The sequence below is a fragment of the Dactylosporangium sp. NPDC049525 genome (assembly GCF_040676755.1).
Classification (GTDB): Bacteria; Actinomycetota; Actinomycetes; order Mycobacteriales; family Micromonosporaceae; genus Dactylosporangium.
The window spans coordinates 63,598-85,414 of the sequence record NZ_JBFAPO010000051.1; the positions used below are offsets into that span (position 1 = coordinate 63,598).

22 protein-coding genes and 1 riboswitch are annotated in these 21,817 nt (G+C 73.4%); of the genes, 5 read left to right on the forward strand and 17 right to left on the reverse strand.

Features of this window, described 5'->3' with window-relative positions; all coding sequences use genetic code 11:
- Nucleotides 1-14 precede the first annotated feature (14 nt).
- The 4 genes from hisG to AB0K00_RS44240 all read right to left on the reverse strand — a co-directional run bounded on the left by hisG (nucleotide 15) and on the right by AB0K00_RS44240 (nucleotide 2,844).
- On the reverse strand, nucleotides 15-869 hold the full coding sequence (gene hisG, locus AB0K00_RS44225; RefSeq protein ID WP_363534509.1) for an ATP phosphoribosyltransferase: 855 nt from the start codon (nucleotides 867-869) through the stop codon (nucleotides 15-17).
- 53 nt (nucleotides 870-922) lie between these two features.
- Entirely contained in the window at nucleotides 923-1,192 is a 270-nt protein-coding gene (locus AB0K00_RS44230) for a phosphoribosyl-ATP diphosphatase (RefSeq protein WP_239136318.1), read from the reverse strand.
- 81 nt (nucleotides 1,193-1,273) lie between these two features.
- Complete coding sequence (locus AB0K00_RS44235; RefSeq protein ID WP_363534512.1) at nucleotides 1,274-2,308, reverse strand: Gmad2 immunoglobulin-like domain-containing protein; 1,035 nt, start codon at nucleotides 2,306-2,308, stop codon at nucleotides 1,274-1,276.
- The gene (locus AB0K00_RS44240; RefSeq protein WP_363534515.1) at nucleotides 2,305-2,844 is read right to left on the reverse strand and encodes a SigE family RNA polymerase sigma factor; all 540 of its coding nucleotides are present in this window, start codon (nucleotides 2,842-2,844) and stop codon (nucleotides 2,305-2,307) included. The genes AB0K00_RS44235 and AB0K00_RS44240 overlap by 4 nt, the downstream gene beginning before the upstream one ends.
- 126 nt (nucleotides 2,845-2,970) lie before the next feature.
- On the opposite strand from AB0K00_RS44240, the gene AB0K00_RS44245 reads away from it, so the two are divergent.
- Entirely contained in the window at nucleotides 2,971-3,459 is a 489-nt protein-coding gene (locus tag AB0K00_RS44245) for a hypothetical protein (protein ID WP_363534518.1), read from the forward strand.
- A gap of 185 nt (nucleotides 3,460-3,644) precedes the next feature.
- Here AB0K00_RS44245 and ribH read toward each other — a convergent pair whose 3' ends face one another.
- The 6 genes from ribH to rpe all read right to left on the reverse strand — a co-directional run bounded on the left by ribH (nucleotide 3,645) and on the right by rpe (nucleotide 8,964).
- The gene (gene ribH / locus AB0K00_RS44250) at nucleotides 3,645-4,121 is read right to left on the reverse strand and encodes a 6,7-dimethyl-8-ribityllumazine synthase (protein WP_327009548.1); all 477 of its coding nucleotides are present in this window, start codon (nucleotides 4,119-4,121) and stop codon (nucleotides 3,645-3,647) included.
- Nucleotides 4,121-5,365, reverse strand: a complete 1,245-nt coding sequence (locus AB0K00_RS44255) for a bifunctional 3,4-dihydroxy-2-butanone-4-phosphate synthase/GTP cyclohydrolase II (protein WP_363534521.1) — start codon at nucleotides 5,363-5,365, stop codon at nucleotides 4,121-4,123. Before AB0K00_RS44255 ends, ribH begins: the two co-directional genes overlap by 1 nt.
- Nucleotides 5,365-5,961: a riboflavin synthase gene (locus AB0K00_RS44260; RefSeq protein ID WP_363534566.1), complete on the reverse strand. Its 597-nt coding sequence runs from the start codon at nucleotides 5,959-5,961 to the stop codon at nucleotides 5,365-5,367. The genes AB0K00_RS44255 and AB0K00_RS44260 overlap by 1 nt, the downstream gene beginning before the upstream one ends.
- Nucleotides 5,962-5,965: 4 nt before the next feature.
- Nucleotides 5,966-7,000 (reverse strand): bifunctional diaminohydroxyphosphoribosylaminopyrimidine deaminase/5-amino-6-(5-phosphoribosylamino)uracil reductase RibD, encoded by a 1,035-nt coding sequence (gene ribD / locus AB0K00_RS44265; protein WP_363534524.1) that lies wholly within the window; start codon nucleotides 6,998-7,000, stop codon nucleotides 5,966-5,968.
- Between the two features lie 122 nt (nucleotides 7,001-7,122).
- Nucleotides 7,123-7,268, reverse strand: a riboswitch (FMN riboswitch).
- Between the two features lie 69 nt (nucleotides 7,269-7,337).
- Nucleotides 7,338-8,291 carry a response regulator gene (locus AB0K00_RS44270; protein ID WP_363534527.1) on the reverse strand — a complete coding sequence of 318 codons (954 nt, stop codon included), beginning with the start codon at nucleotides 8,289-8,291 and terminating at the stop codon, nucleotides 7,338-7,340.
- A 13-nt stretch (nucleotides 8,292-8,304) separates the two neighbouring features.
- Nucleotides 8,305-8,964, reverse strand: a complete 660-nt coding sequence (gene rpe, locus AB0K00_RS44275) for a ribulose-phosphate 3-epimerase (RefSeq protein ID WP_363534529.1) — start codon at nucleotides 8,962-8,964, stop codon at nucleotides 8,305-8,307.
- A 69-nt stretch (nucleotides 8,965-9,033) separates the two neighbouring features.
- Here rpe and AB0K00_RS44280 point away from each other — a divergent pair, with 69 nt between their 5' ends.
- Complete coding sequence (locus AB0K00_RS44280) at nucleotides 9,034-9,525, forward strand: hemerythrin domain-containing protein (RefSeq protein WP_363534532.1); 492 nt, start codon at nucleotides 9,034-9,036, stop codon at nucleotides 9,523-9,525.
- A gap of 389 nt (nucleotides 9,526-9,914) precedes the next feature.
- Here AB0K00_RS44280 and AB0K00_RS44285 read toward each other — a convergent pair whose 3' ends face one another.
- From AB0K00_RS44285 to def, 3 genes are read right to left on the reverse strand one after another with little or no spacing between them, the layout of a single operon-like run.
- Nucleotides 9,915-11,354, reverse strand: a complete 1,440-nt coding sequence (locus tag AB0K00_RS44285; RefSeq protein WP_363534535.1) for an RsmB/NOP family class I SAM-dependent RNA methyltransferase — start codon at nucleotides 11,352-11,354, stop codon at nucleotides 9,915-9,917.
- Nucleotides 11,351-12,325, reverse strand: coding sequence for a methionyl-tRNA formyltransferase (gene fmt, locus AB0K00_RS44290; protein ID WP_363534537.1), 975 nt, complete (start codon nucleotides 12,323-12,325; stop codon nucleotides 11,351-11,353). Before fmt ends, AB0K00_RS44285 begins: the two co-directional genes overlap by 4 nt.
- Nucleotides 12,322-12,867, reverse strand: a complete 546-nt coding sequence (gene def, locus AB0K00_RS44295; protein WP_363534540.1) for a peptide deformylase — start codon at nucleotides 12,865-12,867, stop codon at nucleotides 12,322-12,324. The genes fmt and def overlap by 4 nt, the downstream gene beginning before the upstream one ends.
- A 49-nt stretch (nucleotides 12,868-12,916) precedes the next feature.
- Here def and AB0K00_RS44300 point away from each other — a divergent pair, with 49 nt between their 5' ends.
- The 3 genes from AB0K00_RS44300 to AB0K00_RS44310 are packed head-to-tail and all read left to right on the forward strand — an operon-like array spanning nucleotide 12,917 to nucleotide 16,282.
- On the forward strand, nucleotides 12,917-13,972 hold the full coding sequence (locus AB0K00_RS44300; RefSeq protein WP_363534543.1) for an amidohydrolase family protein: 1,056 nt from the start codon (nucleotides 12,917-12,919) through the stop codon (nucleotides 13,970-13,972).
- A 10-nt stretch (nucleotides 13,973-13,982) separates the two neighbouring features.
- Nucleotides 13,983-15,713 (forward strand): ABC transporter ATP-binding protein, encoded by a 1,731-nt coding sequence (locus AB0K00_RS44305; RefSeq protein ID WP_363534546.1) that lies wholly within the window; start codon nucleotides 13,983-13,985, stop codon nucleotides 15,711-15,713.
- A complete protein-coding gene (locus AB0K00_RS44310) occupies nucleotides 15,710-16,282 on the forward strand; it encodes an ATP-binding protein (RefSeq protein WP_363534549.1) in 573 nt (190 codons plus the stop codon). The genes AB0K00_RS44305 and AB0K00_RS44310 overlap by 4 nt, the downstream gene beginning before the upstream one ends.
- Nucleotides 16,283-16,323: 41 nt before the next feature.
- Here AB0K00_RS44310 and AB0K00_RS44315 read toward each other — a convergent pair whose 3' ends face one another.
- The 4 genes from AB0K00_RS44315 to rpoZ form a co-directional block, all read right to left on the reverse strand.
- Nucleotides 16,324-18,480: a primosomal protein N' gene (locus tag AB0K00_RS44315; RefSeq protein WP_363534569.1), complete on the reverse strand. Its 2,157-nt coding sequence runs from the start codon at nucleotides 18,478-18,480 to the stop codon at nucleotides 16,324-16,326.
- 338 nt (nucleotides 18,481-18,818) lie between these two features.
- Nucleotides 18,819-20,012, reverse strand: coding sequence for a methionine adenosyltransferase (gene metK / locus AB0K00_RS44320; protein WP_363534552.1), 1,194 nt, complete (start codon nucleotides 20,010-20,012; stop codon nucleotides 18,819-18,821).
- Nucleotides 20,013-20,134: 122 nt separating this feature from the next.
- Nucleotides 20,135-21,361, reverse strand: coding sequence for a bifunctional phosphopantothenoylcysteine decarboxylase/phosphopantothenate--cysteine ligase CoaBC (gene coaBC / locus AB0K00_RS44325; RefSeq protein WP_363534555.1), 1,227 nt, complete (start codon nucleotides 21,359-21,361; stop codon nucleotides 20,135-20,137).
- Between the two features lie 6 nt (nucleotides 21,362-21,367).
- Entirely contained in the window at nucleotides 21,368-21,634 is a 267-nt protein-coding gene (gene rpoZ / locus AB0K00_RS44330; protein WP_033356843.1) for a DNA-directed RNA polymerase subunit omega, read from the reverse strand.
- Nucleotides 21,635-21,817: the final 183 nt, after the last annotated feature.

Genomic DNA, 21,817 nt, shown 5'->3' on the forward strand with positions numbered 1-21,817 from the left:
CGCCCGGCGGAACGTCACAGGCGGCAGGCGTGGATGCCGGTCACGAGGATCGCGCGGGCGCCCACCTCGTACAGCTCGTCCATGATCCGGTGCACCTCGTCACGCAGCACCATCGCCTGCACGGCGACCCAGCCCTCGCGGTGCAGCGGCGACACCGTCGGCGACTCGATGCCGGGAGTGAGCGCCACCGCCGCGTCGAGCGCGTCGGCCCGCACGTCGTAGGCGAGCATCACGTAGCGGCGCGCCACCAGGACACCCTGCAGGCGGCGCAGCAGCTGCTTCGCCGCCGGCGCCAGGTCGTCGGTCCCGCTGCGGCGCACCAGCACCGACGACGACTTGAGAATCGGCTCGCCGAAGGTCGCCAGGCCCGCCTGGCGCAGGGTCGCGCCGGTCTCGACCACGTCGGCGATGACGTCGGCGACACCGAGGCGGATCGCGTTCTCCACGGCCCCGTCGAGCCGGATCACCTCGGCGTCCACGGCGTGCTCGGCGAAGTAGCGTTGCATGACACCCGGGTAGGCGGTCGCGACCCGCAGCCCGGCCAGGTCGGCGGGGGTGTCACCCTTGATCGAGCCGGGCACCGCGGCGAAGCGGAACGTGGCCCGGCCGAAGCCCAGGTCGAGCAGCTCCTCGGCGCCGCTGTCGGCGTCGATGAGCAGGTCCCGGCCGGTGATGCCGAGGTCCAGGTCGCCGGAGCCGACGTAGGTGGCGATGTCACGGGGGCGCAGGTAGAAGAACTCGACGTCGTTGGCCTCATCGCGGCAGAGCAGGTCCTTCGGGTCGGACCGCTGCCGGTAACCGGCTTCCTGCAGCATCTGGGCGGCGGGACCGGACAGGGTCCCCTTGTTGGGCACGGCGATTCTGAGCATGACTGGGCAGACCTCTCGGGCGGGGAGTGACGGGACGGACGCGAGGAACCGGCCTACAGATGTCGGTAGACGTCCTCAAGCGACAGCCCTGTCGCCAGCATCAGGCACTGCACCTGGTAGAGCAGCTGTGACAGCTCCTCGGCGGTGCGCTCCCGCCCCTCGTGCTCCGCGGCCATCCAGCTCTCGGCGGCCTCCTCGACGACCTTCTTGCCGATGAAGTGGACGCCCTTCTCCAGCGCGGCGACCGTGCCGGAGCCCGGGGTGCCCGCGGCGGCCTTGGCGGTCAGCTCGGCGAACAACTCGTCAAAGGTCTTCACGGGCACGAATTCTCGCAGGCCCGGGCACGAAAGGGGAATCGAGATCACGACAGGCGTGTCCTGCCTCACGCACCCCTGCCCGGGTGTTCACCCGACCGTGAACTCGTGGTCGTCGACGCCCTGGACGCTGCTGTCAGCCATCGAGATGTAGTACGCCTCAACGGTGTAGCGCCCCGGTGGCAACGTCAGCGGCACCCGCGCCTCGCCGACCGCCGGCGCGCCGACGGACAGCTGTACCACCCGCTCGACGACGACCACACCGCCGGTGCCGCGCACGCGCAGGTTCACGGTGCCCTCCCACACGATCCCGGCGAGATGCACGGTGAACGACCGGCCGACCTGCTGCCCCTGCTGCGGGTCGATGACCCACACCGGCGCGTAGATCTCCGACGGTGGTGCCTGCTTGACGGGCCGGCTGACGTCGACGGTGTTCCAGAGCTTCGCGGCGGGCGCGCCGTCGATCGTGATCCGCACCCCGTCGATCCTCTTCACGGAGGTGTACGTCGCTGCCGCGGCGACCGTGGACACCAGCTGCTGCACGGCGAGCGCGGGCGTGCCGGCCCGGGGCGCGGTGCCGACGTCGCCGAGGTCGACGGTGACCACCTTCCCGGCGACGGTGACCCCGCGCACCTCGACCGACTCCGGCCACAGCGTCACGTAGTCGGGGTCGGCGGCGCTGCCGGCGCGCAACGCCTCCCCGACCGACGCGGCGATGCGGTGCGCGTCGTCGTCGACCGGGAGCGGCATGTCGTGGAACTCGCGGACGAGCCGGTCGTTGCGCGCGTAGTACACCGGCAGCTGGACCTTCACGGGCTCCCCCGGCACCACCGGCCCGCTCGTCGTGACCGGCGCCGACGGCTCCACCGGCTCCTGCGTCGCCGACACCGCCGGCTGCTGCCGGTCGGTGGCGCGGTCCGGCGGCGTGCGGTCCGGCACGAACACCACGACGGCCACGGCGATGACGGCCGCGACCGCCGCCGCGGCGGCGATGACCGCCCACCCGCCCCGGCGCCGCTCCTGGATGCGTCCCCGGATCCGCGGCAGCGCGTCGGGGGTCACCTCGACGGTGTCGACCTGGGCGCGCAGCGCCGCCCGCAGCCGGTCCTCCGGTGACATCCTCATGGGGCCAGCTCCAGACTCTCCCGCAGGGCGGCCATGCCCCGCGCGGCGTGGCTCTTCACCGAGCCCTTGCTGACACCCATCGCGTCGGCGATCTCCGCCTCGGACAGCTCCCCGTAGTACCGCAGCACGATCGCCTCACGCTGCCGCGTCGGCAACCGGCGGACCGCCTCGAGGACCTCCCGGTGCCGCAGCAACGCCAGTGCGCCGCTCTCCGCGCTCGCCATCGTCGGCTCGTCCACGGCGCGCCGGGCCGCGACGTACCGGTCCGAGACCCCCCGATGCCGCAGCGCGGACCGGGCACCGTTGACGACGCTGGTCCGCAGGTACGCGAGGGCCTTGTCCGCGTCACGCAGCCGCCACCAGCGCCGGTGCAGCGCCACGTACGCGTCCTGCACGACGTCCTCGGCGGCCGGTTCGTCGCGCAGCAGCAGCACCGCCAGCCGCACCAGCCCCCGGTAGTGCGCCGAGAACAGCGCGGTGACCGCGTCGTCGGCGCTCCAGACGCGCGCGTCATCGCGGGCGGGCTCGGCTAGCACAGCCCTACCGTCCCATGGCGTGGTCCCCACGTCGGCCGTCACGCACCTACGACGCGCGAGCGTGCCGTCAGGTTTACCGCTATCACCCGAAAGGCGAACTCCGCCCGCGCTGGATACCCTGGGCCGGTGGAAACCGTGCCGAAGTACACCGACGAAGAGTGGGGGCTCCTCGTGGGCCTGCCGCAGTCCGTGCTGATCGCCGCCTCCCAGGCCGAGAAGGACGGCAGCCGCCGCACCCGTGAGGAGTGGACGGTCGGCATGACCGCCATCGCCGACGGCCGCGAGTCCGCCAGCGACCTGGTCCGCACGATCGCCACCGACGTGGTCGAGCGGCAGGGTGACATCGAGGAGGGCGAGGACCCGCCGATCATCGAGTTCCCGGACCGGGCCGCGGGCCTCGCCGACGTCATCGACCGGGCCAGGGCCGCCCACGAGCTGCTCGCCGCGAAGGCCGAGCCCGCCGACGCCGAGTCCTACCGTTTCTGGCTGGTCACCCTCGCCGACCAGGTCGTGAGCGCCGCGAAGTCCGGCGACGTCCTGGGCTTCGGCGGCGAGCTCGTCACCCCCGCCGAACGCGCCTTCCGGGACGAGCTGGCAGCAGTCCTGGAGGTCTGAGCCGCCTTCTGCGACACCTGGAGGCGCCCGGCGCCCGCACAGACGTTGGTCAATGCCCCGGGATGCGGCTTTTGCGCCATAGACGTTGGTCGCTCTACCCGCAAGATGATCTCTGGGCGCGGGTAGAGCGACCAACGTCTATACAAAACACAGCGGCGGCGCGGCGGGGCCGGGTGCCGCGGGGGTCAGGACTTGGCGACCAGGCGGAGGGCGTGGGCGGCGTCCAGGGCGGCCAGGGTCGCCGAGTAGCCCTTGTCCTCCGGGGAGCCGGGCAGCCCGGCGCGGGCCCGGGCCTGGTCGAGGTTGTCGACCGTGAGCACGCCGTGCGCGACCGGGGTCGACTCGTCCAGGGCGACCCGGGTCAGCCCGTCCGTCACCGACTGGCAGACGTATTCGAAGTGGGCCGTGTCGCCGCGGACCACGACGCCGAGGGCGACCACGGCGTCGAAGCGATGCGCGAGGGCCTGCGCCAGCACCGGCAGCTCGACGGCGCCGTCGACGCGGGCGACGGTGATGTGGTCGACGTTCGACGCCTCGCCGGCCTCGATCGCCCGGTTGAGCATGTGGTCGACGAGCTCGGCGTGCCACCGGGTGGCGACGATGCCGAGGGTCAAACCGGTGCCGTCCACGCGCTGCAGGACGGGCGCCCCACTACCAGCCATTACGCAAGTCCTTCCGCGACGTCGTCGAGCTCGTCCAGCAGATGCCCCATGCGGTCCCGCTTCGTGCGCAGGTATCGCACGTTCTCCGGGTGTGGCCGGGTCGGCAGGGGCGTGCGACCCAGCACGGACAGACCGTACCCTTCCAGACCCGCCCGTTTCGCCGGGTTGTTCGTCAACAGCCGCATCGTCTTGATGCCCAGATCGACGAGGATCTGCGCGCCGGTGCCGTAGTCGCGGGCGTCGGCGGGCAGGCCCAGGTCGAGGTTGGCGTCGACGGTGTCCCGGCCGAGGTCCTGCAGCTGGTACGCCTGCAGCTTGTGCATCAGCCCGATGCCGCGTCCCTCGTGCCCGCGCATGTAGAGCACGACACCGCGGCCCTCGGCGGCGACCATCTTCATCGACGCGTGCAGCTGCGGGCCGCAGTCGCAGCGGACCGAGGCGAACACGTCGCCGGTGAGGCATTCGGAGTGGACCCGGACCAGGACGTCCTCGCCGTCGCCGAGGTCGCCGTAGACGAGGGCGATGTGCTCGCCGTCGTCGAACTCGGTGGTGTAACCGACGGCCCGGAACACGCCGTGCTCGGTCGGCAGGCGGGTCTCGGCGGCCCGCTCGACCTGCTTCTCGGTGTGCCGCCGGTATGCGATGAGGTCCGCGATGCTGATCAGCGCCAGGTCGTGCTGCTCGGCGAACGCGCGCAGGTCCGGCAGGCGCATCATCGTGCCGTCGTCGTTGACCATCTCGCACAGCACGCCCGCGGGGCGCAGCCCGGCCATGGTGGCGAGGTCGACGGCCGCCTCGGTGTGCCCGGCGCGGCGCAGGACCCCGCCGTCCTTGGCCCGCAGCGGCACGATGTGCCCGGGGCGGGACAGGTCGGTCGGCTTGGTCTCCGCCGACGACAGCAGCCTGATGGTGCGGGCCCGGTCGGCGGCGGAGATGCCGGTCGTCCCGCCGAACCGGGCGTCGACGGTCACGGTGTACGCGGTGCCGCGGCGGTCCTGGTTCGTGCGGTACATCGGCGGCAGGTCGAGCCGGTCGGCCTCGGCCTCGGTGATCGGCACGCAGATGTAGCCCGACGTGTAGCGGACCATGAACGCGACGAGCTCGGGCGTGGCGTGCTCCGCGGCGAAGATCAGGTCGCCCTCGTTCTCCCGGTCCTCGTCGTCCACGACGAGGACCGCCTTGCCCGCGGCCATGTCCTTGATCGCCCGCTCGATCGGATCCAGGTTGGTGATCGGCGCACCCATCACTTGCCGCCCTTGGCGAGGAGCTTCTCGACGTACTTGGCCATGATGTCGACCTCCAGGTTGACCTGCTCGCCGACGCCTTTGGCGCCGAGCGTCGTGAGCTTGAGCGTGGTCGGGATGAGCCCGACCGAGAACGTGTCGTCGGTGACCGCCATGACCGTCAACGAGATCCCGTCGACGGTGATGGAGCCCTTCTCCACGACGTACCGCGACAGCTGCGGGGGCAGCGAGAACGTGACGGTCTCCCACTGGTCGCCGGCCTCGCGGGACAGCACCGCGCCGACGCCGTCGACGTGGCCCTGCACGACGTGGCCGCCGAGGCGGGTGGCCATGGTGGCGGCGCGTTCCAGGTTGACCGCGGACCCGGCGGTGAGCGAGCCGAGGGTGGAGCGGTCCAGGGACTCGCCCATCACGTCGGCGGTGAAGACGCCATCGGCGTTGTCCACGACGGTCAGACAGACGCCGTTGACGCTGATGGAGTCGCCGTGGGCGGCGTCGGAGGTGACGGTCGGGCCGCTGATCGACAGCCGCGCCGAGTCGCCGAGCGGGTCGATCGCGACGACCGTGCCGAGCTCTTCGATGATGCCGGTGAACACTGGGTCACGCACCTTTCACTGTTGCCGTCAGGCGCACATCAGGCCCGATCGTGGCGAGGTCGACAACGTCGAGCGTCAAGGCCTCGGAGATGGTGGAAATTCCCGCGCCGGCGAGGGCGGCCGGGCCGGCGCCGAGCAGTTTCGGGGCGAGGTAGGCCACGACCCGGTCGACGAGACCCTCGGCGAGGAACGCGCCGGCGAGCGTCGGGCCGCCCTCGAGCAGGGCAGTGCGCACGCCGCGGCCGTACAACTCGCGCAGCATGCCGCGCAGGTCGACCCGGCCGCCGCCGTCGGAGGTCGCGACCCAGGTCGCGGCGGCCCCGTCGAGGACCTTCGCGCCGGCGGGGACGCGACCGGCGCCGTCGACGACGACCCGCAGCGGCTGGCGGGCGGCGGGCCCGGTGGGCGTGCGGACGGTGAGCTGGGGGTCGTCGGCCAGGACGGTGCCGATGCCGGCGATGATCGCGTCGACGCCGGCCCGGATGCGGTGCACGTCCTCCCGCGCCTGCGGTGAGGTGATCCATTTGCTGGTGCCGTCGGCGGCGGCGGAGCGCCCGTCGAGGGTCGCCGCGAACTTCCAGATCACATACGGCGTGCCCCGGCCGACGGCGGTCAGCCAGCCGATCATGGCGGCGCGGGCGGCGTCGCTGTCCACAATGTCCACCGTGATCCCGGCCGCCCGCAGCGTCCCCGCACCGCCCGCGGCCAGGGGGTTCGGGTCACGCACGCCGACGACGACCCGGGTCACCCCGGCCGCGATCAGCGCGGCAGTGCAGGGGCCGGTGCGGCCGGTGTGGTCGCAGGGCTCCAGGGTGACGTAAGCGGTGGCCCCCCGGGCGAGTTCACCCGCCGCGGCAAGGGCGTTGACCTCGGCGTGCGGGCCGCCGGCGGGTGCGGTGCGCCCCTCACCGACGACGGCGCCGCCGGGCCCGACCAGGACACAGCCGACGTTGGGGTTGGGACTGGTCTCGCCCAGGCCGAGCAGCGACAGCTCGACGGCACGTCGCATGTGCGACTCGTGCGTGGCGTCTTCGTCCATGGCCCTCTCCGCGCGGTCTGAGCACACGCGGAGGGCTGATGGGGACGGCTGCGGGCGGCGCCGGGGATGCGCATAGGCGCAGGCCGGCCCCGGGGTGACCGCCGAAACGGACACCGGATCCCGCGCGCTGAGCTCCCATCCGGACTATGACCGTCGGCTCTGGACTCACACCAGATCCACCGGTCGACGGCTTCGACCGGGTCGCGGGCTCGCGGCCTTTGGGCCGCTTACCGCCGGTTCGGAATTTCACCGAGCCCCGCCAGCGCGTGGTGGGTACGTAACCCGAGTCTTGCACACGAACCCAACCGAGGGACCGGTCCTTACCGAGGGACGTACGTCACAGGTGCACGGCGCTGCGCCGGTCGACCGCCACGTAGTTGCCGTTGTGCTTCTTCGCCACGGACTTCATGTCGGTGGCGATCGCGATCACCTCGCGCGGGTCGGTCAGCTGCCCGTTGGCGGCGATCTGCCCGATCGCGACCCCGATGGACAGGGTGACCAGGTTCGCCTGCTGGACCTCGCCGTTGCGCTGGACGACCTCGACGTAGCCGCGTTCGGTGTCGACCGGGTCGTAGAGGGCGTCCGACGCGGTCTCGAACTCCAGGATCGCCTTGGTCGTCAGCGGCTTGAGCTGCTCCGGGCTGCACACGACGAGGAAGTCGTCGCCGCCGATGTGGCCGAGGAACGCCGGCGGCAGCCCCACCTCGACGACCGCGCGGTGCAGCGCCCGGGCGAGCGCGGTGATGAACTCGTCGCCGCGGGCGAACCCGTACACGTCGTTGACGGCCTTGAACCGGTCGATGTCGACGTGCGAGACGGCGAAGTCGGCGCCGGCCCGCGCCCGGTCGATGATCTCCCGCAGGATCCGGCTGTTGCCGGGCAGCCCGGTGAGCGGCGACACCTCACGGTTCTCCTGGTTGCGCCGCAGCGTCGAGCGGACCCGCGCGACGAGCTCCAGGGTGTCGAACGGCTTCACCAGGTAGTCGTCGGCGCCCGCCTGCAACCCGATGACCTTGTCCGCGGTCTGCCCGCGCGCGGTCAGCAGGATCACCGGGATCGGCGCCGTCATCGGGTCGGCCCGCAGCCGCCGGGTCAGCTCGAGCCCGTCCAGCTGCGGCATCATCCAGTCGACGACGGCGAGGGCCGGCATGTGCTCCTCGATGAGGCGCAGCGCGGTCGCGCCGTCGTGGGCGAGCAGCACCCGGTAACCCTCCAGGCGCAGGTTGACCTCGATGAACCGGGCGATGTCAACGTCGTCGTCGGCGACGAGGATGGTGTCGGGCTCGCCCATTCGCTTCGCTTCCTCAGTCGCTCGCCAGGGCACGGAGCCTGCGCACCGCGGCGGCCGGGTCCTGCGCGCCGAAGACCGCGGTGCCGGCCACGAATGTGTCGGCACCCGCCTCGGCGCAGGCCGCGATCGTATCTTCGGCCACCCCGCCGTCAACTTCAATGCGCAGCTCCAGATGGCCGGCGTCGACGTGCCGCCGGGCGGTGCGGACCTTCTCCAACAGCTCCGGGATGAACGACTGGCCGCCGAACCCGGCCTTGATCGTCATGATGAGCAGCAGGTCAAAGTGCGGCAGCAGCTCCAGATACCCCTCGACCGGCGTGTCCCGGTCGATGGCGAGCCCCGCCCTGCTGCCGGCGGCCCGCAGGTCCTTCGCGATCGCGGCCGGATCCGTCGCCGCCTCCGCGTGGAACGTGACGTTGTAGGCCCCCGCCTCCGCGTACTGCGCCGCCCACCGAGCCGGGTCCGCGATCATCAGGTGGCAGTCGAACGGCAGCGTCGTCGCCTTGCGCAGGCTCTGCACCACCGGCAACCCGATCGTCAGGTTGGGCACGAAGTGGTAGTCCATGACGTCCACGTGCAGCCAGTCGGCGCTGCCCTCCACCGCCGCGGCGGAGTCGGCGAGCCGGGCGAAGTCCGCGGCGAGAATGGACGGCGCGATCACGGTGTTGCTCACACCAGCACTCTAAGGGACCGCACGCTCGGCGACGGTTCGGGTTCGGCCGGTATGGGGGACAATCACCGGATGGCTGATGTCGTCGATGTGATCGTCACCGATCACGTCCGGTTCGAGACCCTGCTCCGGGCGCTGCGCGACCGCTCCCGGCCCGATCTCGCGGAGCACCGGCGGCGCACGCTCGGCGAGCTCGCCGACCTCCTCGTCGCGCACGCGACGGCGGAGGAGTCGGAGGTCTATCCGAAGCTTCGCGAGCTGACTGGCGCCGTCGACCACGTCGAGCACGGCGAGGACGAACACCTCGACGGCCACCGCCGGCTGCTCGCGCTCCTGGACGTGCCGGACGTGACCTCACCGGCGTTCGACAGGGCATTGGGCAAGCTGGCGAACTCGCTTTACCATCACCTGGACGAGGAGGAGCGGACCCTGCTCAACGACGCGCTCCACCTGGACCCCGCGGCCCGGCAGGCACTCGGCGACGCGTGGGTCGCGGAGCGGGACCGTCTGATCGCGCAGTCGTGCGGCACCCGCGCCGCGGTGGCGGCCTTACTGCCCGACTGACCCCCGGTGCGTGGGCAGCGTGAACTACAGGACGTAGTCACGCTGAAGATCGATTTGCTGCGGTGGGGTACGGTGCTATATGAGCAGCCCGCCAGCGCCGACACCACCCGCGGTCCGGTTTTTCTCGGCGAGGTGCCGACCGGGTCAGCCGGTCCGTCAAGCCGGTGCGACGGGGTCAGCCGGCCCGACGGTCAGCTGGCGCGCGGCCCGACGGTCAGCTGGCGCGCGCGCAGCGGCCCGGCTCGGCGAGGTGCCGACCGGGGCCAGCCGCGCGGCGCAGCGGTCCGACTCCCCGCCAGGGTGACGACGGGGGTCAGCCGGTGCCCGCCGGTGCCCCCGCCAAGGTGACGACAGGGCCACGACGGGGCCACGACGGGGTGACGACGGGGTCAGCTGGTGCGGCGCAGCAGGGCGAGGAACATCGCGTCGGTGCCGTGCCGGTGCGGCCACAGCTGCACGGTCGGTCCCGTGCCCAGGTCGGGCAGCGACGCCGGCAGGAACTGCCGGGCGTCGAGCAGGTCCACGTCCACCGGTGACCGGCGCGCCGCCTCCGTGACCGACACCTCGGTCTCGGCCTGGTGCGGCGAGCAGGTGACGTAGGCGACGACCCCGCCCGGCCGGACCGCCCGGAACGCCGCCTGCAGCAGTTCCCGCTGCAGCCGGGTCAGCGGCGGCAGGTCCGACGGCTGGCGCCGCCAGCGGGCCTCCGGGCGGCGGCGCAGCGCGCCGAGGCCGGTGCACGGCGCGTCGACGAGGACCCGGTCGAAGCCGCCCTCGGGCAGGTCGTTGTCCTTGCCGACGTCGCGGCCGTCGGCGTGGATCGTGTAGACGGGCAGCCCGTGGGTGGCCTTGGCGACCAGCTCCGCCCGGTGGTGGGCGACCTCGACGGCGGTGACGTGCGCGTCGCGGTCGCGGGCGAGCGCGCCGAGCAGCCCGGCCTTGCCGCCGGGGCCGGCGCACAGGTCGAGCCAGCGCTCGTCGCGGCCCTCGACGGGTGCGGCGGCCAGGGCGGCGGCGACGAGCTGGCTGCCTTCGTCCTGGACGTGGGCGCGGCCGTCGCGGATCGCGAGGATGCCGCCGGGGTCGCCGCCGCCGGTGAGCACAACCGTGTACGGCGAATACCGCCCGACGGTCGCACCGCGCAGCGTCGCGGCGAACGCGGCCGGGTCGAGCAGCCCGGGCCGGGCGCACAGGTGCACGGGCGGGGCGAGGTTGTCCGCGTCCAGGGCCAGTTCGGCCTCGTCGAGGCTGCCGAGCGCGTCGGTGAACGCCCGCACGATCCACTGCGGGTGCGCGTGGTTGAGGGCGGCCCGCTCGAACGGGTCGGCGGGGGCGAGCCGCTCCAGCCACGCGGCGCGGTCGGACTCGGCGACCCGGCGCAGGACCGCGTTGGCGAACCCGGCGGCGCCCGGAACCAGGGAGCGGACCAGGTCGACGGTGGTCGCGACCGCGGCGTGCGCGCCGACGCGCATGTTGAGCAGCTGATAGGCCCCGATCCGCAGGGCGTCGCGGACGGGCGGGTCGATGCGCTCCATGGCCCGGTCCGCGGCGACGGCGACGATCGCGTCGAGGGTGCCGGTCTGGCGCAGCGTGCCGTAGGTCAGTTCGGTCGCGAACGCGGCGTCCCGGCCGGTGACCCCGGTTTCGCGCAGCAGCTTGGGCAGCACGAGGTTGGCGTACGCGTCGTCACGGTGCACGGCGGCGACCGCCTCGTAGGCCGCTTCCCGGGCCGGGTCGATCGCGGGCCGCCCACCTCTGGGTGGCCGGACGAGCCGGTCGTCGCGGGCGCCCGCGGGACGGGGTCCTGGCCCACGCCGGGGCGACCTCAAGAGGTAACTCCCGGAGTGACAGCCGAGGTGCCCAGAACGGTGCCGGTCTCGATGCGGGCGCCGCGCGCCCAGGCGTCTGCCGGCATGGCCTTCTTCCCTGGAGCGGTGACGGTGCCGAGCACGACGGGGACGGTGCCGGTGCCGACGAGGACCCGGTTGCGTTCGACCGCGACGACGCCGGGGGCGAGGGCGGTGCCGGCGCCGATCACCGACGCGGCGGTCAGCGGCGTGACCGGGCCGAGTTTCAGCCGGTCGCCGTGCAGCGTCGTCCACGCGCCGGGCGCGGGGGTGCAGGCCCTGACCCGCCGGTCGACCGCGAACGCCGGGTCGCCCCAGCGCACGTGGGCGTCCTCGACGGTGAGTTTCGGGGCGGTCGAGATGCCTTCGTGCGGCTGCGGCACGGCGCCGACCGCGTGGGCCTCGATGCCGTCGAGGACCTGCACGAGCAGGTCGGCGCCGGACACGGCGAGCCGGTCGAGCAGGTCGCCGGAGGTGTCGCGGGGGCCGACGGGATCGGTGAGCGTGCCGAACACGGGCCCGGTGTCCAGGCCCTCCTCGAGCAGGAACACGCTGGCTCCGGTCATGTCGTCGCCGTGCAGGACGGCGTGCTGGACCGGCGCCGCGCCCCGCCACGCGGGCAGGAGCGAGAAGTGCAGGTTGATCCACCCGTAGCGGGGGATGTCGAGCGCGGCCCGCGGTACGAGGGCGCCGTAGGCGACGACGGGGCAGCAGTCGGGCTCCAGCTCGGCCAGCTGCCGCAGGAACTCAGGCTCGCGGGGCCGGGCGGGCGTCAGCACCGGGATGCCGCGCGAAGCGGCCCACGCGCTGACCGGGGACGGCACGAGCTGGCGGCCGCGGCCGGACGGCGCGTCGGGGCGCGACACGACGGCGACGAGGTCGTGGGAGGAGGCGGCGATCGCGTCGAGGGCGGGCAGCGCCACCGCGGGGGTGCCCGCGAAGACGAGCCTCACCGGCCGAACAGACCGTGTGGGCTGGCCTTCACGACCGGCGGGGCGTCGGGGTTGTACCACTCGGCGGCGCGGATCTCCTTCATCGCCTGCTTGCGCCGGTCGGCGTCGAGCCGGTCGACGAACAGGACCCCGTCGAGGTGGTCGGTCTCGTGCTGGGCGCAGCGTGCCATCAGCCCGTCGCCGACGATCTGGATCTCCTCGCCGTGCTGGTTGAAGCCCTTGGCCACGACGTGCTGCCGGCGTTTGGTGTCCACGTAGATCCCGGGGATCGACAGGCAGCCCTCGGGGCCGTCCTGCTCCTCCTCGTCGGGGAACTCGAGCACCGGGTTGACCAGGTGCCCGACGACGTCGTCGACGTCGAAGGTGAACACGCGCAGCCCGACGCCGATCTGCGGCGCGGCGAGGCCGGTGCCGTTCTGCTGGCGCATGGTGTCGAGCAGGTCATTGACCAGCTTGCGCAGCTCGCGGTCGAAGTCCACGACACTGTCGGCGGGCGTGCGCAGCACCGGGTCGCCGAAGAGGCGGACGGACTGGACGGTCAAACGAGGCACCCCATATCTGGTTCGAGTCAAGCAAGTCTAGTGTGGCGCGATGAGCAGCCTGCACCTGCGTGGCACCGTGCTGCCGGACGGTGACGTCCGCGACATCTGGGTCCTCGGCGACCGGCTCACCTTCCGCCGCCCCGCGGGTGAGGTGACGACGGTCCACGACGGCGGCTTCGTCCTGCCGGGCCTGGTCGACGCGCACGCCCACCTGGGTCACGACGCGGCGACGATGGCGTTCGACCCGGCACTGTTCGAGGCGGCGGGTCTGGCGTACGCCGAAGCCGGCACGACCCTGCTGCGCGTGCCGGGGCACCGGGAGCCGATCCCGGCGCAGCTGCGGGCCAGGCCGGACCTGCCGCGCCTGGTCACGGCCGGGCCGTGGCTGGCGTGGGCGGGCCTGTCGGACCTCGACGAGCTGCAGACGGTGCCGGCGGACCTGGCCGCGGCCGGTGTGGCGCAGGCCCTCGCCAACGACGGCTGGTGCAAGACCTACGGCGACTGGGAGTTCGACACCGCGAAGGTGCCGGAGGCGGTGCTGCGCGGGCTCTGCGACGCGGTGCACGCCGCCGGTGGGCGGGTCGCCGCGCACTGCCAGACCGCGGAGGGCACCCGCAACGCCGTCCTGGCCGGCGTCGACTCGATCGAGCACGCCTGGTTCCTCACCCCGGAGCTCCTCGACGTGCTCGCCGCGCGGGGCGGCGCGGTCACCCCGACGTGGACCGGGTTCGTGCCGCACGTCGACGTGGTGCGCACGAAACCGGAGGGGCCGCGCAAGGACTGGTTCCTCGGCGGCGTAGCGAGCCTGCGCACGGCGACCGTCGAGGCGCACGAGGCCGGTGTCACGGTGCTTGCCGGCACCGACGCGCTCGGGTACGGCGACGTCGTCGCGGAGGTCGAGCACCTCGTGGCCGCCGGTCTCGCCCCGGCCGCGGCGGTCGGCGCCGCCTGCTGGGACGCCCGCCGCTACCTCGGTTTCCCCGGCATCGAGGAGGGCGCCCCGGCGGACCTCGTCGCGGTCGACGGCGACCCACGTGTCTCCCCGGCGGTGCTGCGACACCCGTCACTGGTCCTCCTCAGGGGACGCACAGCGAACCGGCGCTAGCCTCGACGGGGTGGCCACCAAGAAGGATGCCGTCTCGCTGCGCTCCCTGTTGCCCTACCTGCGTGACCACCGCCCGACGCTCGTCGTCGTCGCCGTGCTGTCGCTGCTCGGGTCCGTCACGACCCTCGCCCAGCCGCTGCTGACCCGCGACGTCCTCGACGGGCTGCAGGCGTCCGAGGCGGTCGGGCGGACCGTCGCGCTGCTGGTCGTGGTCCTCGCCGCGGTCGCGCTGCTCAACGCGCTGCGCGACTACCTGCTGCAGCGCACCGCGGAGGGCCTGGTGCTCACCGCCCGCCGGCGGCTGACCCGGCACCTGCTGCGGCTGCCGATCGCCGAGTACGACCAGCGCCGCACGGGTGACCTGCTGTCGCGGGTCGGCGCGGACACGACGCTGCTGCGGGCGGTCGTCACGTCCGGGCTGTTCGAGACCGTCACCGGCGCCGTCATGGTCGTCGGCGCCGCAGTCGCGATGCTGCTGCTGGACCCGATCCTGTTCCTCACCGCCGGTGGTGGCCTGGCCCTGGGCCTGTCGATCGCGGTGATCTTCTCCCGCCGGGTCCGGCCCGCCTCGGAGGAGGCGCAGGCCCGCATCGGTGACATGACCAGCGCCGTGGAGCGGGCCCTGACCGCCGCCCGCACGATCCGGGCGAGCAACGCCGAGGACCGCGAGATCGCCACCGTCGAGTCCGGCGCCGAGGAGGCGTACCGGGCGGGCGTGCGGATCGCGAAGCTGCAGGCGCTCGTCGGCCCGGCCAGCATCGCCGCGATCCAGGGCGCGTTCCTGCTCCTGCTCGGCGTCGGCGGCGCCCGCGTCGCCAACGGCACCATCTCCGTCGGTGACCTCGTCGCGTTCGTGCTCTACCTGTTCTTCCTGGTGATGCCGCTCGGCCAGGCCCTGCACGCGTACACGCAGCTGCAGACGGGGCTCGGCGCGCTGCAGCGCATGCACGACATCCTGGTCGTGCCGCTCGAGGAGGACGCGGGCACCGCCGCGGTCACGGGCACGCCCGTCGCCGTCTCCTTCGAAGGGGTGACGTTCGGCTACGCGGCCTCCCTGGAACCGGTCGTCCGTGACGTGTCGTTCTCCGTCGCGTACGGCACCCGCACCGCCCTCGTCGGCCCCTCCGGGGCGGGCAAGTCGACGCTGCTGCAGCTGGTCGAGCGGTTCTACGACGCCACCGGCGGGACAGTCCGGGTCGCCGGCGTCGACGTGCGGGACCTGCCGCGGCAGGTGCTGCGCGCCCAGCTCGGCTACGTCGAGCAGGAGGCCCCGGTCCTGGCCGGCACGCTGCGGGACAACCTGCGCCTGGCCGCGCCGGCGGCCTCCGACGCGCAGATGCTCGAGGTCCTCGACGCGGTCAACCTCGCCGAGATCGTGCAGCGCACCCCGCTCGGCCTCGAGGCGCAGGTCGGCGAGGGCGGCGTGCTGCTGTCCGGCGGCGAGCGGCAGCGTCTGGCGATCGCCCGGACGCTCCTGGCGGCGCCGCCGATCCTGCTGATGGACGAGCCGACGTCCAACCTCGACGCGCGCAACGAGGTGGCATTGCGCCAGGCGATCGACACGGTGGCGCACAATCGGACGATGATCGTCGTCGCGCACCGCCTGTCGACCGTCGTCGACGCGGATCAGATCGTGGTCATGGAGGGCGGCCGGGTCGTCGCCGTCGGCCGGCACGCGGACCTCCTCGACAGCAGCGACCTGTACCGCGAACTCGCCACGAACCAGTTGCTGGTGGCGTGACGGACGCCGGCACGGTCTGGGTGGTCGCCGGGCCGCCCGGGGCCGGCAAGTCGACGGTCGCGGACCTGCTGATCGGGCTGCTCGACCCTCCCCCGGCGCTGCTGGACAAGGACACCCTGTTCGGCGGGTTCGTCGCCGCGACCCTGGCCGCCGCGGGCCGGCCGCCGGGCGAGCGCGAAGGCGTCTGGTACGACGCGAACATCAAGCCGCACGAGTACGCGGGGCTCGCCGCGACGGCCCGCGAGATCCGCTCCCATGGCTGCCCGGTGGTGCTGTCCGCGCCGTTCACGGGCCAGATCTCCGACCCTGGGCGGTGGGCGGGGTTCGTGTCCGCGCTCGGCGGCGAGCCGGTGCGCCTGGTGTGGGTGCGCTCCGACCCGGCGACGCTGCGCGCCCGGCTCCTCGCCAGGGGTTCGCACCGCGACGGGCAGAAGCTGGAACGCTGGGACGACTTCCTCGCCGCGATCCCGCCGGACCGGCCGCCGGCCGTGCCGCACTGGGAGGTCGACAACCGCGACGGCGCCCCGCCGCTCGCCACGACGCTGCGGGCCCTGCTCGGGCAGCACTGATCTCCGCGACCGGAGGGCGGCGCGCCGGACCCGCGGCCGGGTTACACCAGGTCGAGGGGGTCGACCTGGATCCGGACGGTGTCGCCGGCCTTGCGGGCCGAGCGGAGCCCGGCGGCGGTGCGCAGCGCGACCGCCAGTGCCCGGCCGCCGGCCCGGCCGGTCCGCACGAGCATGCGTTCCTGCCCGTCACCGGCGGGGACGGGGCCGAGGACCTCGGCACCCGGCGGGAGTTTCGCGACCGCCAGGAGGTCGGCGACGGCGGCCGGGGTACCGGTCAGCGACGCCATCCGCACCACCGGCGGGAAGCCGAGGTCGCGCCGGTCGGCGAGTTCCCGCGCCGCGAGCCAGCCCGGGTCGAACCGCACGAGCGCCTGCACGACCGCGAGGGACGCGTCGGCGACGACGACGACCTGGCCGGTGTGGCGGGCCAGGGACGCCGCGGTCAGCCACCGGCGCAGCGCCTCCTCCGTGCCGCGCAGGTCGGCGCGGGTGAGCAGGGCCCAGCTGTCCAGGAGGAGCACGGCGCCGTACCCGCCGTCGGCGACCGGTTCCGCGCCGGGGGTCGACACGACGATCGACGCGTCGCCGGGGACCCGGTCCAGGACGCCGTCGCGGCCCGACGTCCGCACCGGGGTGTCCGGGAACGCCCGGGCCAGTTCCTCCGCGGTGCGTCGCGCGCCGACGACGGACGCGCGCAGGCGCCTGCTGCCGCACTCGGGGCAGGAGTACGCGGCGGCCACCCGCCCGCACCACCGGCACGACGGCGGCGCGGTCGCCGACGGCAGCGCCAGCGGTCCTGAGCAGTGCGGGCAGCGCGACGCGGTGTAGCACTCGGCGCAGGCGACCGACGGGATGTACCCGCGCCGCGGCACCTGGATGAGCACCGGCGTGTTGCGCAGCAGCGCGTCGCGGGCGGCCCGCCAGGCGGCGCTGGGCAGCCGGGCGGACACGGCACCGGGGTCGCGGGCCATCTGGTCGTCCTCGCCGACGGTCACCACCTGCGGCATGTGCCGCCGCACGACGCCACGGTCGGCGGTGACCTCGATCGCCCAGCCGGCCTCGATGAGCTGCTGCGCCTCGGCGGTCCGCGCGAACCCGCCCACGATGATCCCGCAGCCGGCCTGTTCGGCGCGGGCGAGGAGGACCTGCCGGGCGTGCGGGTACGGCGCTCTGGGCTCGGCGTGCAGGTCGTCGCCGTCGTCCCAGATCGCGACGAGGCCGAGGTCGGTGACGGGCGCGAAGCACGCCGCCCGGGTGCCGATGACGACCCTGACCCGCCCGCGGGCCGCGGCGAGGAACCGGCGGTACCGTTCGGCGGGCCCGAGCGCCGCGGACAGCGCCACGTGGGTGCCGGGGCCGCCGAGCGCGGCGGTCATCGCGGCGTCGAGGCGGTCGAGGTCCCGGGCGTCGGCGACGACGATCAGGGTGCCGCGGCCGCCGGCGAGGGCGGTCGCGGCGGCCTCGGCGAGCCTGGCGGGCCAGTCCTCGCCGGGCAGCGCGGTCCACACGGCGTGCGGGCGGCGCCCGTCGCCGAGGGCGCGCAGCAGGGCGCTCCCGGCCGTGTACCGCCGCCATCCGGCCTGGTCGACAACCGGCCGCACGACCGGTCCGGCGGGTCCGGCAGTTGCGGCAGTCGCAGCGGTTGCGGCCGCACCGGGGGGTTCGGCGCTGCCGGGGTCGGCGTCGCCGGCGGGTTCGGCGTCGCTGCCGCCGACGCCCGCGACGTCGGCAGGGTCGGCGTCGCTGCCGCCGGCAGGTTCGGCGTCCTCGCCGCCGGCTCCTCCGGCGTCCTCGCCGCCGGTGGGCTCGGCGTCCTCGGCGCCACCGCCTCCGGCGTTCCCGGCGCCGGCGGGCGGGGCCTTGGCGGAGGCGGCGGTGGACTCGGCGCCGGCGTGGCGGGGCGGGATCGCGAGCCGCAGGACGTCGGACATGGTGCCCGCGTACCGGTCGGCGATCTCCCTGGCCAGGACGGCGATCTCGGGCCGCAGCACCGGCTCGGGCGACACGACCTTGTCCAGGAACGCGAGCTTCCCGCCGTGCCCGGACTCCGCGACGCGTTCCAGCAGGAACCCGTCGACGGGCTTGCCGGCGAAGCGCACCTTCACCCGTACGCCGGGGCGGGCGGTGGCGTCGAGCGCGGCCGGCACCAGGTAGTCGAAGGGGCGGTCGAGGTGCGGCAGGGGCACGTCGACGCAGATCCGCGCGACCGGCAGCGCCGTGGCCGCCTCCCTGGGCGGTGCCGACTTCGCGGTGCGGGCCCGGCCCGTGGCGGTGGCGCGCCCGGCGACCCGCCGCGCCGCGGTCTTGCCCGCCGGCTGCGCCGCGGCGTCATCCGCGGGCCGTCCGGCGGCTTTCCCGCCGGGCTTTGTGGCAATGGGCCCGGTGGCGTTGTTCGCGGTGGTCTTCGCAACCGGATCCAGTGACGGGAAGAGACCGTCCTGTGATAGGGCGGAAGGGCCGTCACCGGCCGGCTCAGAAATAGACGTTGGCCGATCAATCTCGGCATCAGATTGATCGGCCAACGTCGAAGCGTCGATCAGGCGCCGGCAGCGGACTTCAGCTCGGCGGTGCGGCTCGCCTGCTCCCACGTAAAGCCGGGCAGCTCGCGGCCGAAGTGACCGTAGGCCGCGGTCTGCTGGTAGACCGGCTTGAGCAGGTCGAGGTCGCGGATGATCGCGGCCGGGCGCAGGTCGAAGACCTCGTTGATGGCCTTCTCGATCCGCTCGACCGGCACGACCTCGGTGCCGAACGTCTCCACGAACAGCGAGACGGGGTGCGCCTTGCCGATCGCGTAGGCGACCTGCACCTCGCAGCGCTCGGCCAGGCCGGCGGCCACGACGTTCTTGGCGACCCAGCGCATCGCGTAGGCGGCGGACCGGTCGACCTTCGACGGGTCCTTGCCGGAGAACGCGCCGCCGCCGTGCCGGGCGTAGCCGCCGTAGGTGTCGACGATGATCTTGCGGCCGGTGAGGCCGGCGTCGCCCATCGGGCCGCCGATCTCGAAGCGGCCGGTCGGGTTGACCAGCAGCCGGTAACCGTCGGTCTCCAGGCCCAGGCCCTCGAGCTCAGGGGCGATGACGTGCTCGCGCACGTCGGGCGTCAGCAGCGACTCGAGCGAGATGTCGGGCGCGTGCTGGCTGGACACGACGACCGTGTGCAGCCGGACGGGACGCAGGCCGTCGTATTCGATGGTGACCTGGGTCTTGCCGTCGGGGCGCAGGTAGGGGATCGTGCCGTCCTTGCGGACCGCGGAGAGGCGGCGGGCGAGCCGGTGCGCGAGCGCGATCGGCAGGGGCATCAGCTCCGGCGTCTCGCTGCACGCGAAGCCGAACATCATGCCCTGGTCGCCGGCGCCCTGCAGGTCCAGGTTGTCGCTGCCGGAGCCCTCGCGGACCTCGAGGGCGGAGTCGACGCCCTGCGCGATGTCGGGCGACTGAGCGCCGATCGACACGCTCACGCCACAGGAGGCGCCGTCGAAGCCCTTCTTGGACGAGTCATACCCGATCCCCAGGATCGTCTCGCGGACGATCTTGGCGATGTCGGCGTAGGCACTGGTGGTGACCTCGCCGGCCACGTGGACCTGGCCGGTGGTGATCAGCGTTTCTACGGCGACCCGACTGCGGGCGTCCTGCGTGAGGAGCGCGTCGAGGATGCCGTCACTGATCTGATCGGCGATCTTGTCCGGGTGACCTTCGGTGACCGACTCTGACGTGAACAGGCGGCGGGCCAATGGTGCTCCTCAGGGGTACGGCGTCGGTTTCTGGGTTTCGCAGCAGTGTACGACCTGGCGTTTACGATCCGATAAAGGCATGGTGAAGTCGGCGGCGCCACGTCGTCGTGGCACCGGCATGATCAGGGCAAACGGGCGAGCACGGTATCCAAAATCCTATCGGCAAGGTCGTCTTTTGACAGCTCGGGCAGCGCGTCGCGGGTGCCGTCGGCGCCGAGGATGACCGCCTGGTTGCGCTCGGCGCCGAAGGTCTTGCCGATGCCGACCTCGTTCACGACGATGAGGTCCGCCCGCTTGCGGAGCAGCTTCTCGTGACCGTTGGCGAGGGCCTGCTCGATGGCGGCGGTCTCCGCGGCGAACGCGACGAGCACCTGCCCCTCGCGCTTGGCGGCGCCCAGCTCAGCGGCGATGTCCGGGTTGGTGACGAGCTCCAGGGTCGGCGCCGAGCCGTCCACCTTCTTGATCTTGCCGGTGGCGTAGACCGCGGGCCGGAAGTCGGCGGGCGCGGCGGCCATGACCACGACGTCCGCGGTCGCGGCCGCGGCCAGGGTCGCGACCCGCAGCTCCTCGGTGGTCTCGACCCGGACCAGGTCGGCGCCGGCCGGGTCGCCCAGCGCGACGTTGGCCGCGATGAGGGTGACCCGCGCGCCCCGGGCGACGGCGGCCCGCGCGATCGCGTAACCCTGCTTGCCGGAGGACCGGTTGCCGATGAACCGCACCGGGTCGATCGGCTCCCGGGTGCCGCCGGCGGTGACGACCACGTGCCGGCCGGTCAGGTCGGGCGTCAGGTCACCGCGGCGCAGCAGCCGCTGCGCGGTGGCGAAGATCGCGGCCGGCGCGGGGAGCCGCCCCTTGCCGGTGTCGGCGCCGGTGAGCCGCCCGACGTCGGGCTCCAGGACCACGACCCCCCGGGACCGCAGCAGGGCGACGTTGGCCCTGGTCGCGGGGTGCTCCCACATCTCGGTATGCATCGCCGGCGCGAAGAGCACCGGGCACCGAGCGGTGAGCAGCGTGTTGGTGAGCAGGTCGTCGGCCAGCCCGTGCGCGGCCTTCGCGAGGAGGTCCGCAGTGGCGGGGGCGACGACGACGAGGTCGGCCTCGCGGCCGAGCCGCACGTGCGGCACCTCGTGGGCACCCGTCCACACGTCGGTGCTGACCAGCTGCCCCGACAGGGCGGCCCAGGTGGCCTCACCGACGAACGTGAGCGCTGCGGCGGTCGGCACGACCCGCACCCGGTGACCCGACTCGGTCAGCAGCCGCAGCAGCTCACAGGCCTTGTAGGCGGCGATGCCGCCGGCGACGCCGAGAACGACCCGCGGCCGGTCACCGGCGCCGTCCCCGGCGTGCATGTCGGACTAGACCTCTTCGATGCGCTCGGCGGTCAGCAGGCCGCTGTTGATCTCGCGGAGCGCGATGGACAGCGGCTTCTCCTGCGGCGTGGTCTCCACCAGGGGACCCACGTACTCGAGAAGACCCTCACCCAGCTGGCTGTAGTAGGCGTTGACCTGACGGGCCCGCTTCGCCGCGAAGATCACCAGCGCGTACTTCGACGTGGTCTTCTCCAGCAGCTCGTCGATCGGCGGGTTGGTGATGCCCTGGGGGTCTGCCACGGTTCCGGCCACGAAACAACCTCACGACTTCAATTGACAGCTCACGAACCCATGAACCTTACCAGGTCCCGCCCCGCCACCTGCGACCACGCCCGTCGCCACACCCCGCCGGCCCGGCGCAGAACCAAAGACGCGCCCGGACCGAAGGGTGCCGGGGCGGGGAGGGCCTAGCACAGGTGCCGGGGGGGCGAACAA